This window comes from Promicromonospora sp. Marseille-Q5078, assembly GCF_050315395.1.
In the GTDB taxonomy this organism is placed as follows: domain Bacteria; phylum Actinomycetota; class Actinomycetes; order Actinomycetales; family Cellulomonadaceae; genus Isoptericola.
The window spans coordinates 2083132-2095560 of sequence record NZ_JBNPQG010000001.1; the positions used below are offsets into that span (position 1 = coordinate 2083132).

The window sequence follows — 12429 nt, forward strand, 5'->3', positions numbered from 1 at the left end:
CCTCGTCCACGACCGCTCCCCGGGAGGGACCCGATGACCCCGTCCGCACCGTCCGCACCGTCCGCACCGTCCGCACCGTCCGCACCGTCCGCACCGTCCGCACCGTCCGCCACCTCGGCCCCGTCGGCGGCGACCGGCCGTCACGTCGTCGTCGTGGGCGCGGGGGTGGTCGGCCTGGGCGTCGCCGCGGAGGCCCTCCGGCGCGGCTACCGGGTGACCGTGGTCGAGCAGGCGTCGGGGGTGGTCGGGTCGTCGGTGCAGAACTTCGGGCACGTGTGCGTCACGGCTCAGGCCGGCGCCGCCCGCGACTACGCGCTCGCCGCCCGCGAGCGGTGGCTCGGTCTCGGTTCCGCGGCCGGGTTCGACGTCGCGCCGGTGGGCGCGCACGTCGTCGCGCGCACCGACGCCGAGCAGCGGCTGCTCGCCGAGCTCGCCGCCGAGCGCGGACCGGACGAGGTGCGCCTCCTCGACGCCGCCGAGGCCCGGGCCGCGGTCCCGGTGCGCCCGGACCCGGTGGTCGGGGGAGCGCACCTGCCGCTCGATCTCCTCGTCGACCCCCGCGCGGCGGCCCCCGCCCTCGCCCGCTGGCTCGAGGCCAGGGGCGTCGACGTCCGCTGGCGGACGGCCGCGCGCGCCGTGGCCCCCGGCCGGGTCGAGACGACCCGCGGCACGATCGAGGCCGACGTCGTGGTGGTCGCCGCCCACCACGACGTCGACCGGCTGCTGCCCGACGTGGCCGAGGGCGCGGGGTTGCGCCGCTGCCGCCTGCACATGCTGCGCGTGCGTCCCACCGGACCGCTCGTCGGCCTGACGACGCCGCTGCTCACCGGCTGGTCGACCGTCCGGTACGCGGCGCTGTCCGCGCTCCCCTCGGCCCCGGCCGTCGCGGCCGAGCTCGCGGCCGCGGACCCGTCCGGTGCGGCCTGGGACGTCAACCTCATGGCGACCCCGCAGGGCGGCAGCCTGATCCTCGGGGACACGCACCTGCGCGCCGCCGACGCTCCCGTGTTCCAGGACGAGGAGGCCTTCGACCTGCTCCTGCGCCTCGGGCGCGACCTGCTGGGGCGCGACGACCTGTGCGTCGTCGAGCGCTGGCAGGGCACCTACGCCACGGCCCCGGGGCGCGAGTTCCTCGTCGCCGAGCCCGCGCCGGGGGTGCACGTCGCCGTCGTCACCACCGGCATCGGCATGACCACCGGGCTCGGCCTCGCCGCCGACGTCCTCGACCGCGCCGGGGTCGCCGCGTGAGCGGCCCGGCCCGACCCGACACCCACCCCCGCTCGCCCGACCGGAAGGACCCCCTGTGATCGACCTCGCCGCCCTGGACATCGCCGGCACCACCGTGGAGGAGGGCGGCGCCGTCTACCGGGCGCTGCACGACGCGGTCCGCCGGCACGGCAGCACCGCCGACGTCGCCGACGTGGCCCGGTGGATGGGCGCCGACAAGCGCACCGCCATCCGGTCCCTGCTGGGGCTCGGTGGAGACCCGACCGCCGTCGAGCCCGCGTTCGCCGACTTCGAGCGGCTGCTGCGCGAGGCCTACGACGCGACCCCGCCCACCGCGATGCCCGGCGTCCTCGACGCGTTCGCGGCGCTGCGCGACCAGGGCGCCCGGATCGCGCTGACCACCGGGTTCTCCGCGGACGTCACCGGGCTGCTGCTCGAGCGGCTGGGCTGGACCGACGGCGTGGTGGACGCCGTGATCACCACCGACGACGTGCCCGCCGGCCGCCCCGCGCCGTACATGGTGCACCGGGCGATGGAGCGCACGGGGGTCACGAGCGTGCGCCGGGTGCTGACCGTCGGCGACACCGTGCTCGACCTCGAGGCGGGGACGAACGCCGGCGCCGGCCTCGTGGTCGGCGTGCTCAGCGGGGAGTGCCGCGCGCCGTGCTCGCGGCGGCGCCGCACACGCACGTCGTCGACAGCGTCGCCGACCTGCCGTCCCTGCTCGTGGCCCGGCACGCGAGGGAGGCCGTCACGACGTCATAGGTGACGCACAGGACCAGGCCGACGACGCCGAACACCGGGCGCGCCGCCGCGGTTTGAGGGCGCGCAGCCGGGCGACCCGGCGGCGGCGCACGGTGCCGTGCTCGGAACCCGTGCCGGGGTCCTCGGGTGTCTCGGGCGGGGCGTCGGGGCTCGTCCCCGACGGCCGCGCGGTGTCAGACGACCGTGAGCGTTGCAGCAACACCCTCGACTCCCTGGACTCGTGGCCACCCGGCAGGCGGCCTGTGGTCCGGAGGCTAGGGAGCGCCCCTGGGACGGGTGTGGCTATGGGCCTGCTGTGAGTCGGCACCGGCGGCAACGCCGTTGACCGTGTCGCGGCGCCGTGGATATCGTCGGCACCATGCGCAGCGCACTGGTCACGACGACGCCGGACACCTCCGGCGCCGACTGACCGCTGCACGCACCCCGTCCAGGCCTCGGAGCTCGCTCCGGGGCCTTCGTCGTACCCGGGCGGCTCCCTCCCGAAGGAGCACCGACATGAGCACCGCCCCCGACTCTCCTGCCCCCGACCCGTCGACCCCCGCCGCGCTCGACCACCGCGACCTCGCGGCCGCGATGGGGATCTTCACCACCAGCCCGCTCGTCGGGCCGGGGCTGCCGTTGTGGCAGCCGGCCGGCGCCGTCGTGCGCCGCGAGCTCGAGCGGCTCGCGGAGGACGTCGCGCTCGCGGGTGGCTGCGAGCCGGTCTACACCCCCGTGCTGGGCAAGCGGTCCCTGTTCGAGCGCTCGGGCCACTGGGGCAAGTTCGCTGCCGACATGTTCCCGGCGCTCGACGACGGCGGCGACGACCCTCTGGTCCTGCGGCCCGCCAACTGCCCGCACCACGCCCAGCTCTACGCGGCCGAGCCGCGCAGCCACCGCGACCTACCGGTGCGGTACCACGAGCTCGGGGCGATGTTCCGTGCGGAGCGGTCGGGCGTCCTGAGCGGGCTGTCCCGGGTGCGGCAGATCAACCTCGACGACACCCACGTCTTCTGCCGCCCGGACCAGGTCGCCGACGAGGTGCGCGCCGCGCTCGACGCCGTCATCGACGTGCTCGGGGTGCTCGGCCTCGAGCTCCACCACGTCCGGCTCTCGCGCCGCGACGGCTCCGGGCGGTGGCTGGGCGGCCCCGAGCGGTGGGCGGAGGCGGAGGAGCGGCTGCGCGCGGCGCTCGGCACCTCGGGCCTGCCCTGGGCGGACGGTCCGGGGGAGGCGGCGTTCTACGGGCCGAAGCTCGACGTGCAGGTGCGCGACGCGCGCGGGCACGAGGAGACCCTGGCGACCGTGCAGCTCGACCTCAACCAGCCCGAGCGGTTCGACCTGGGCTACACCGCCGCGGACGGCTCGCGGCAGCGAGTCGTGATGATCCACCGCGGCACCGTCGGGTCGATGGAGCGGATGGTGGCGTTCCTGCTCGAGCAGCACGCCGGCCGACTGCCGGTCTGGCTGGCCCCGGTGCAGGTGTGCCTCCTGCCGGTCGGCGGCGCGGAGGTGGAGGGCGTCGCACGGGCACTGCGCCGCCGGGGCGCGCGGGTACGCGTCGAGGCGGACGGGTCGCTCGGCAACCGGGTCCGCCTCGCCCGCGGGCGGCGGGACGCGCTCCTGGCGGTGCGAGGCCCCCGCGAGGCGGCCGCGGGCGTGCTCGCGGTCACCGACCCCGCGACCGGCGAGCGCGCGGACCTGTCGGCGGACGCGCTCGGGCGTCGCGTGGCCGAGGCGTCCGCGGTCCGGGAGGCGCGGGCCCGGCTCGGCGACGGGCGGTGACGACGCACGCCCCGGAGCAGGTCGGGGCATGCGTTCCCGCGCGGCCGCGCCGTGCGGCGCGTACGGTACGAGCGAGGCGGGGCCGGGAGGGGAGGACCGTTGTCCGACGACCGATTCCGGGCGCTCGTGCTCGAGGACGACCACGACGCGGCGGAGTTCCTCCGCATCGCGCTCGACCGCTACGGCGGGATGCGCGTGGACCTGGCCACGGATGCCGAGGGGGCGCTGCGCGCGCTGCGCCGGTCGACCTACGACGTCCTCGTGAGCGACATCCAGCTCCCAGGGCGTTCCGGCCTGGAGATCCTGCCGGAGGTACGGGTGATCGACCCGACGCTGCCGGTCATGATCGTCACCGCGTTCCCGACGGTGAACCATGCGGTCGCCGCGCTGCGCGAGGCCGCCGACGACTTCCTGGTCAAGCCCGTGACCGCCTCGCAGGTCGTGGACCGGGCCACGGAGCTGGCGCAGCGCGCGCGGCGCGAGCGGGACTCGTCCCGGCACCGGGTGCTCGCGGTCGGGGCCCACCCGGACGACGTCGAGATCGGCGTCGGAGCCACTCTCGCCGCGCACGCGGCGGCGGGCGACGAGCTCGTGATCCTCACGATGTCGGGCGGCGCGGTCGGCGGGCGGGCCGCGGTGCGCCACGACGAGGCGATGGCGGCCGCAGCGGTCGTCGGGGCGCGCCTGGTACACCTCGACTTCCCCGACACCCGGCTCGACCCGGCGGACGGGCTCATCGGCGCGATCGAGGACGTCGTCGAGGACGTCGTGCCCGACCGGATCTACACGCACAGCGCGCGCGACCGGCACCAGGACCACCGGGCTGTGAACGAGGCCGTGCAGGTCGCGGCACGCCAGGTCCCGAGCCTGTGGTGCTTCCAGAGCCCGTCGGCGACGGTCGACTTCACGCCGAACCGGTTCGTCGCCGTCGACGGGTTCGTCGAGACGAAGCTCCGGATGCTCGCGGCGTACGTGTCGCAGGCGCACCGGGAGTACATGCAGCCCGACGCGGTCCGCGCCGCGGCCCGCTACTGGGCGCGGTTCAGCCCCGCCCGCGAGGTGGAGCCGCTCGAGACCGTGCGGGCCAGCGAGACCGTGGCGACCGCGCGGGCGGTGCGCCCCCTCGTCGCCGTCGACGGTCAGGAGGCAGGTGAGCACGGGAGCGGACCTTGATGCCCGGCCGGCTGCGACGGCGGGCCGACGACGCCTACCGGCGAGCGCTCGACGCCTGGTTCGCCGACCGCGCCGTGGGCCTGCGCCAGGTCCCCGTGACGATCTCTTTCGTGGTGGTCGTCGTCTTCGTCATGTGGGGCCCGGCGAGCGTGGACCGGTGGTGGGCGCCGGAGCCCAGGACCCCGGTCTACCTCGTGGTGTCGACCGGGCTGGTGGTGGCGGTCCAGCTGCTGGGCAGCCTCGGGCGCTGGGACCGCTGGCCGCGGGCGTGGCAGTACGTGCTGTCGCTGGTGCAGATCCTCGCGATCGGGATGATGGGGGCCGGATCCGGGTACAGCCTCTCCGCCCTCGACGTCCTGATCGTCATGCCGGTGGTCAGCCTCGCGCTGCAGCCGGGGGTCTGGGGGGTGGTGGTCGGGCTCGGTGGGGCCGCCGCGGTGCTGCTCGCCCCGTTGATCTGGCCTGACGACGTGCCGGGTCGCGTGCCGCCGGGGGTACACGCGTTCGTGGGTCTCCTCATCCTCGGCTTCGTCTCGGTGGGGGCGCACGGGATCGTCAGCGTCTCCCGGCGGCAGGCCCGGCAGCTCGAACGCGCCCGAGACGAGCTCGCCGTCGGCGCGCGCCGGCTCCGCGACTCGCGGGACACCTTGCGCGGCATCCTCGACGCCGCGACGGAGCAGGGCTTCGTCGCGGCGGACTTCGCGGGCAGGATCGTCTCCGTCAACCCGGGTGGCGAGCGGATCGTCGGGCGGCCGGAGCACGAGCTCGTGGGGACGGACGTGTCGGGGCTCGTCGCCGAGGACGCCCTGGCCGCGAGGCTGGCGGAGCCCGGCGCTCCGCACGAGGCGGACGCGGCGAACCGGGTGGTGCTCGGCCGCGCCGTCGAGGGCGGCACGCAGGTGGAGGAGTGGGAGGTCGCGCTCCCCGACGGCGCGCGTCGGCACGTCGAGCTCACCGTGACCGAGCGGCCCGCCCTGGCGGGGCGCGCGCCCGAGCTCCCGGCGGGCTATCTCCTGGTGCTCACGGACGTCACCGCGCGGCACGACGAGGAGCGCACCCAGGACGAGTTCATCGGCCTCGTGAGCCACGAGCTCCGCACCCCGCTCGCGTCGATCCTCGGGTACCTCGACCTGCTCCGGCTGGGGGGCGGCCGGCTCGACACCGAGCAGCAGGAGTACCTGGCCGTCGTCGAGCGCAACGCGCGGCGGCTGCGCTCGATGGTCGACGACCTGCTCACGAGCGCGCAGATCGTGTCGGGGTCGTACACGCTGGCGGCCGAGGACGTGGACCTGGTCCGCGTGGTGCGGGAGGCGGTCGCCAGCCAGCTCCCGGCGGCCGAGGCCGCGGGGGTCGAGGTCGTGGTGGAGGGCGACCCGACGGTGCCGCTCGTCTCGGACGGCGCCCGGGTGGGGCAGGTGGTCGACAACCTGCTGAGCAACGCCGTGAAGTACAGCCACCGGGGCGGGCGGGTGTGGGTCGCCGTCACCGCCGGGTCGACGCCCGAGGGGTCGCGGCTGGCGCGCCTGCGGGTCACGGACGAGGGGGCCGGGATCTCCGCCGACGAGCTCGGGAAGGTCACCCAGCGCTTCTACCGCACCCGGGCGACCCGGCGTCTCCGCGTGCGGGGGGTGGGCCTCGGCCTCTCCCTCGTGGACCAGATCGTGCACGACCACGGCGGGCTGCTGACGATCCGCAGCGAGCCGGGGCAGGGCACCGAGGTGGACGTCACGCTGCCGGACCTCGACGTGACGGGCGCGGCGTCGCACCCGTGACCGCTCAGGAGGAGCCGGCGCCCCACGCCGACTCCAGTGCCTCCCAGTGGGTGTCGGACAGGTGCGAGAGCGGCGTGACGTTGACGTCCGTGACCCCGTGCGTGGCTGCGGCCCCGAGCGTCTCCACCATGAGCTCGGGAGAGATCACCTCGGGCGGGTCGGCGTCCGCCGACCCCGCCCACAGGCCGACCGACATCGTGAGACGCGACATGTCGAAGCCCGCCTCCTCGAGGTCGGCGGTCAGCCCCTCGACCTCCGCGGGCGAGTGGTCCCGCGGGCCGACGTACGCCCAGACGACGAGCCGGTCGGCGGCCCCCAGGAGGATTTCGTAGTCGTGCCCGCTCGACGGCGCCCCCGCGGCCGGGTCGTCCCAGTCGACGCGGACGTCCATCGCGAGCTCGATCTGCGTGCCCTCGCCGCCCCGCACGCCGTCGAGCGCCGTGCGCATCCGTGTGAGCAGGTCCGCGATCACCTCCGAGCGCCAGGCGCCGAGCTCGCGCGCGGACTCGTCGATCTCGCCGTCGGCGTCGCGCGGCCAGTCGTCGGCGCCCGTCATCGCGCGGTACAGGTCGAGGTCGTCGGCGCCGAAGCTGTACTGGTCGAGGAAGAGCTCCGTGACGGCGATGCGGCTCGGGTCGTAGCGCTCGCCGAGGGCGGCGACGTACTCGACGAGCCGGTCGCCGACGTCCCCGTGGGCGAGCTCGGAGGCCGACGCCTGGTAGGGCGACCGGCGCCCGTCGGCGGAGACGCCCGCCACGGCGGGGTCCGCCTTGATCCACTCGGGCACGTACGCGTCGACGATGAGACCGACCTGCCGGGTGGTGCCGTCCGCGGACTCGTGCAGGGCGCGGGCCGCGCGAGAGAGGTGGTCGGTGCCGGGCTCGGCCGCGACGTCGGGGTGCGCCGGCCAGTCGAACGCCGTGAACTCGACCCGGCCCGCGTTGAGCTCGACGCCGTTCGCAGCCGCGGCGTCGAGGTGCCGGTCGACCGCCGCCCAGTCCGTGCCCGGGTCGGTGACGACGCCGAAGTCGACGCTGACGGAGCGCTCCTCGTCCGGGACGACCGTGGGACGCATCGTGGGCGGGACCTCTTCCCAGGGGCGCGCGACGAGCACTGTCGCGCCGACCGTGGCGCCGAGCGCGAGCGCGACCGTCAGGATCCAGGGCCATCGTCGTCGACGAGGCCGCGCACCGACACCGTCCCGCTGCGGTCCAGCTTGTTCCATCGGTTCTCCGCGTTCCCGAGCTCGAGCCGGGCGGCGTCGAGCACGACGAAGGTCATCATCGTCGCGTAGACCGGCCACAGGGGCACGGTCCACAGCTGTCGGAGGTCGCCGGGGGCCCGGTCGAGGAGCACCGCCAGGAGCAGCAGCACGAACGAGAGCGGCAGGCCGACGAACAGGATCCAGCCCCACCAGGACGTCGGCACCCAGGCGCCCCCGTCGACGACCAGCAGGGTCGCGAGCACCACCATGGCCAGCACCTGGGCGAACGGCGCGACGACCTGCGCCGCCGTGTTGTAGACGAGGTAGGGGCCGAACGCGCCGTACCGGGGGTTGCCGATCATCGACCGGTGCAGCGCCGTCACCTGCAGCAGCCCGCGCGCCCACCGGACCCGCTGGCGCCACAGCCCCCGGACCGTCGACGGGGACTCCGCGTACACGAGCGCGTCCGGGGCGAAGGTGACCCGGTATCCCGCGCGGTGCACGCGCCAGGTCAGCTCCATGTCCTCGCCGAGCGTGTCGGTGTGCAACGGGCCGACGTCCTCGAGGACGTCGCGCCGGAACGCGCCGATGTTGCCCGACACGACGGGCAGGCAGCCCAGCACGTCCAGCGCGCGGCGCATGAGTCCGGTCCCGACGTGGCTGATCAGCGACAGGAGCCGGGTGAGCACGCGGTCGAGGTTCACCGGGCGGTCGTTGCCGCAGACGGCGCCGACCCGGTCGTCGCGGAAGCCGCGCAGCAGCCGCGTGACGGTGTCGGGTCGGAACAGGCCGTCGGCGTCGACGAGCACGAGGACGTCGCCCCGCGCCGCGGCGATGCCGGTGTTGAGCGCGGCGCCCTTGCCGGCGTTGTCCTGCCGCAGCGCCCGCACCTGCGGGTGCTCGGCGGCCAGCTCCTGCATCCGGACGAACGTGTCGTCCGAGGAGCCGTCGTCGACGCACACCACCTCCAGGGCGGGATGCTCGCTACGCAGGACCGAACGCACGCAGTTCTCGATCACCACCGCCTCGTCGAAGGCGGGCACGACGACGCTCACCAGGGGCGCCTCGGCGAACTGCGGGCCGCAGCCGGCGGGGCCGGGGTCGTCGCGGCGCCGCCGGGCCTCGAAGACGAGCGAGGCGGGGACGAACGCGAGCCGGAGCACGCCGACGACCAGGAGCGACGTGCCGAGGACGAGGACGAACGCGTCGAGGACGGAGCTCACGGCTCAGCCCGGCCAGCGGCCGAGGACGGCGTCCAGCAGCTCGGGCGCCCCGGCGGACACGGCCCCGAACCGGGCGTTGACCTCGAGCAGCACCGGCGTGCCGTCGGCGAGCCGGCGAACGTCCATGTCGAGCGGGCCGACGAGGTCGAGCGCCTCCGCGGCCCGCGCGGCCAGCTCCGCGACGTCGGGCACGGCGCCGTCCGGGAGCCGCACGACGGTGGTGGCGTTGCCGACCCGGCCCTCCTTGCGGCCGGTCTTCTCGAGCACAACGACGATGCACCGCCCGTCCGTGGGCGACCGGTAGACCTGGGGGCTGTACTCGACGCCCGGCGCGAAGGCCTGCACCACCCAGGACGCGTCGAGCCCGGTCCAGACCGGGTCGTTGGCGTCCTCCACGACGTGCACGCCGCGGCCCCCGCGCGCGACGCGGGGCTTGACGACGACGGGACCGTCGCCCCACGCGAGGGCCTCGGCCGCGGAGGCCAGGGCGCCGGCGGGGGCGTGCCGGGGCACCGCGACCCCGAGGCGGTCCAGCGCCCACATGGTCAGGAGCTTGTCGTCGGCGACGGCGGTCGGCCCGGGCGCGGAGAGGACGACCGCGTCCCCGAGCCCGGCGGCGCGCGCGAGCACCGCGAGCCGGGGCAGCTCGTCGGAGACGGTCGGCACGAGGAGGCGGGGGCGGTGCCGTGCCAGCAGCTCGAGCGTCGCCGCCTCGTAGGCGGGGTCGACGGCGGCAGGGACGTGCTCGACCGCGGCGAAGCCGGGGTCCGGGACGGGGGAGAGGTCCACGCCCACGACGTGCCGGCGGCCGGCATCGGGCCGGCGGGCGAGCTGCGCGCCGAGGGTCCGTCCCGCCGGTCCGGCCGCCCCGGTCACGAGGATCGTGTGCAGGTCCGGCGGGTCGCCCATGATCGGATCGTAGGGTCCGGCCTGCCGGGATGCACCGGGAAGCGTTCAGAAGGTGCGCGCGGACGGGGCGTCGCGGTGGGCCGCGCGGGAAATGACGGGCGCGCGGGCGGGAGCGCTCTCTAGGGTGGCGCCCATGGCGGCGCAGATGATCGGTACGGTGCTCGCGCTCGGCGGGGGCGGCTTCTCGATGTCCGACGACGGGTCCTCGGCCCTCGACGACCACCTCCTGGACCTCACCGGCACGGAGAACCCGCGGGTGTGCTTCGTCCCGACCGCGAGCGGCGACGACCTCGGGTACGCGCGGCGGTTCGAGGACGCGTTCGCGGGGCGCGCCCGGACCTCGGTGCTGTCGCTGTTCTGCCGCGAGCCGTGGGGGTACACCGACCCGCAGATGCTGCTGGAGCAGGACGTCGTGTACGTCGGCGGGGGCTCGACGGCGAACCTGCTCGTCGTCTGGCGGCGGCACGGACTGCCGGACCTGCTGGCGAGGGCCGCGGCGCAGGGCACCGTCCTGGCGGGCATCAGCGCGGGCATGAACTGCTGGTTCGACGCCTCGTCGACGGACTCGTTCGGGCCGCTCGCGCCGCTCGACGACGGGCTCGGGCTCCTGCCGGGCAGCGCCTGCCCGCACTACCTGGGCGAGGCCGCCCGGAGGGACGCCTACCGGGGCTGGGTGGCCTCCGGGGCGCTGCCCGGCGGGTACGCCGTCGACGACCACGCGGCCCTGCGGTTCGTGGACGGTGTGCCCGTCGAGGCCGTGTGCGAGCGCCCGGGGCGCCCGGTGCTGCGGGTCGAGCGGGACGGCGGGACCGCGGTCGAGACCGCGTTCGACGTCCGCCGGCTCCCGGGTTCCTGACCCCACCGGGGCGTCACGACCCGTAGTCGACCGGCGTCTCGACGGACTGCCAGTGCCACGGCTCCGGCAGGCGGCCGTCCGGTTCCGCCCAGTCGGGGTGCGTCCAGCCGAACTTCTCGGCGTGCGCCGTCAGCCAGGCGTACGTGGCGCTGTCGAAGCCGGCAGGCCCGACGCTGATGTCGACGGCGGTGCCGAGGCCGTGGTTGGAGCACCCGGGCGGCGCCGCGAGGGGGTTCGGGTGCTCGGGGTCGTACACCGCGACCTGCTGGGCGTGGCTGCGGTAGGCGGAGTTGACCGTGAGGTGCTCGCCGAACTCGGCACGGTAGGCGTCGTCGAGCGCGACGAGCCCGTCGAGGAGGTCGGCGCGGACGGAGTAGCCGGGCGCCCAGGGAAGTGCCGCGAGCTCGTCGTCGGCGAGCCGCCCCGTCACGGGGAACCACACCTGGTCCGGCTCGGGGCACAGGACGGCGTCCTGCGCGGTCATGAGGTCGGTCGTGGCGGAGTCCAGCGCGTCGCGTCGCGCGCCCAGGGCCGCGGTGGCCGCCTCCACTTCGGGCGCGTCGGCCCCGTCGAGCCGGTCGTCCGTGGTCCGGGCCAGCGCGTCCTCGGCGTCGTCCAGCGCGGCGCTCGCGGCGGACCGGACCGCGTCGCCGGCCGCCGTGCCGTCGGCGTCGAGGCCGTCGACCGCGGCGAGCACCTGCTCGGCCCGGGACGTCGTGGGGTCGAGGTCGTCGCGCGCCTCGGACACCTCGGTGCGGGCGAGCTCCAGGCGCGACCTCTGCACCGCTGCGGCGTCCTGCTCGAGCTGCCGGCGCGCGTCGTCGGCGTCGCCGGGGCGCCGCTCGAGCAGTGGCGTCGCCGCCAGCACGGCCTCGGCCCGGTCGATCGACGCGGCCAGGGCGGGCCGGACCGCGTCGTCGGCGACCCGGTCCGCGGAGTCGTCGAGCGTCTCCTGCGCGGCCGCGACCTGCGTGGTCAGCGCGCCCGACTCCTGGCGCAGCACCCAGGCGAGGCCGCCGCCCGCGGCCGCGAGCAGCACGAGCACCACGACCGGCACGACGACCGCCGCGCGGGGACGCCGGCGGCGCGGCGCGGTCGCGTCGTCGTCGCGCACGTGCCGCAGCAGCCCGTCGACCCGCAGGGTCCGGGGCGCGACCAGGGCGAGGAGCATCCCGCCCGCCGCCGCGCCGGCGGCGTACCAGGCGAGGTCGGCGGGCACGAACGTCGTGCCGAGCACGAACCGCGCGACGGGCACGCGCTCCACCACCGCGGCGGGGACGCCGGTGAGCTGCGCCGCCTCGACCGCCGCGCACAGGGCGAGGCCGACCGCCGCGGCGACGACGGGTCGCGTGCGCGCACGGACCAGGGCGATGAGCAGGACGACCAGCGTGGCGTACAGCGCGTCGCCCACCGGGCCCCCGACCGCGGGGGGCAGCAGCATCCGGCCGGCGAGGCCGGCGAGGAGCACGACGACGGCGAGGAGCGCCGTCGTCGGGCGGGGGGCGTGGGTCACGCGCGAACTGTACCGACCGGAGG

Annotated in this window: 10 protein-coding genes; 6 read left to right on the forward strand and 4 right to left on the reverse strand. The window is 76.1% G+C overall.

What is annotated here, in order from left to right:
* The first annotated feature begins 33 nt into the window (after positions 1-33).
* From ACQFYA_RS09625 to ACQFYA_RS09645, 5 genes are all read left to right on the forward strand, one after another.
* Positions 34-1248, forward strand: a complete 1215-nt coding sequence (locus ACQFYA_RS09625; RefSeq protein WP_499123462.1) for a TIGR03364 family FAD-dependent oxidoreductase — start codon at positions 34-36, stop codon at positions 1246-1248.
* A 55-nt stretch (positions 1249-1303) separates the two neighbouring features.
* Complete coding sequence (locus ACQFYA_RS09630; RefSeq protein ID WP_499123463.1) at positions 1304-1996, forward strand: phosphonatase-like hydrolase; 693 nt, start codon at positions 1304-1306, stop codon at positions 1994-1996.
* A 491-nt stretch (positions 1997-2487) separates the two neighbouring features.
* On the forward strand, positions 2488-3756 hold the full coding sequence (locus tag ACQFYA_RS09635) for an aminoacyl--tRNA ligase-related protein (RefSeq protein ID WP_499123465.1): 1269 nt from the start codon (positions 2488-2490) through the stop codon (positions 3754-3756).
* 99 nt (positions 3757-3855) lie between these two features.
* On the forward strand, positions 3856-4929 hold the full coding sequence (locus tag ACQFYA_RS09640) for a PIG-L deacetylase family protein (protein WP_499123468.1): 1074 nt from the start codon (positions 3856-3858) through the stop codon (positions 4927-4929).
* A complete protein-coding gene (locus ACQFYA_RS09645; protein WP_499123470.1) occupies positions 4929-6701 on the forward strand; it encodes a sensor histidine kinase in 1773 nt (590 codons plus the stop codon). The genes ACQFYA_RS09640 and ACQFYA_RS09645 overlap by 1 nt, the downstream gene beginning before the upstream one ends.
* Before the next feature lie 4 nt (positions 6702-6705).
* Here ACQFYA_RS09645 and ACQFYA_RS09650 read toward each other — a convergent pair whose 3' ends face one another.
* From ACQFYA_RS09650 to ACQFYA_RS09660, 3 genes are all read right to left on the reverse strand, one after another.
* Positions 6706-7776 carry a hypothetical protein gene (locus ACQFYA_RS09650; protein WP_499123472.1) on the reverse strand — a complete coding sequence of 357 codons (1071 nt, stop codon included), beginning with the start codon at positions 7774-7776 and terminating at the stop codon, positions 6706-6708.
* Between the two features lie 77 nt (positions 7777-7853).
* On the reverse strand, positions 7854-9128 hold the full coding sequence (locus tag ACQFYA_RS09655) for a glycosyltransferase family 2 protein (protein ID WP_499123474.1): 1275 nt from the start codon (positions 9126-9128) through the stop codon (positions 7854-7856).
* Between the two features lie 3 nt (positions 9129-9131).
* The gene (locus tag ACQFYA_RS09660) at positions 9132-10037 is read right to left on the reverse strand and encodes an ATP-grasp domain-containing protein (RefSeq protein WP_499123476.1); all 906 of its coding nucleotides are present in this window, start codon (positions 10035-10037) and stop codon (positions 9132-9134) included.
* Between the two features lie 133 nt (positions 10038-10170).
* On the opposite strand from ACQFYA_RS09660, the gene ACQFYA_RS09665 reads away from it, so the two are divergent.
* Positions 10171-10893 carry a Type 1 glutamine amidotransferase-like domain-containing protein gene (locus ACQFYA_RS09665; protein ID WP_499123479.1) on the forward strand — a complete coding sequence of 241 codons (723 nt, stop codon included), beginning with the start codon at positions 10171-10173 and terminating at the stop codon, positions 10891-10893.
* Between the two features lie 13 nt (positions 10894-10906).
* Here ACQFYA_RS09665 and ACQFYA_RS09670 read toward each other — a convergent pair whose 3' ends face one another.
* The gene (locus ACQFYA_RS09670) at positions 10907-12406 is read right to left on the reverse strand and encodes a DUF2809 domain-containing protein (protein ID WP_499123481.1); all 1500 of its coding nucleotides are present in this window, start codon (positions 12404-12406) and stop codon (positions 10907-10909) included.
* Positions 12407-12429: the final 23 nt, after the last annotated feature.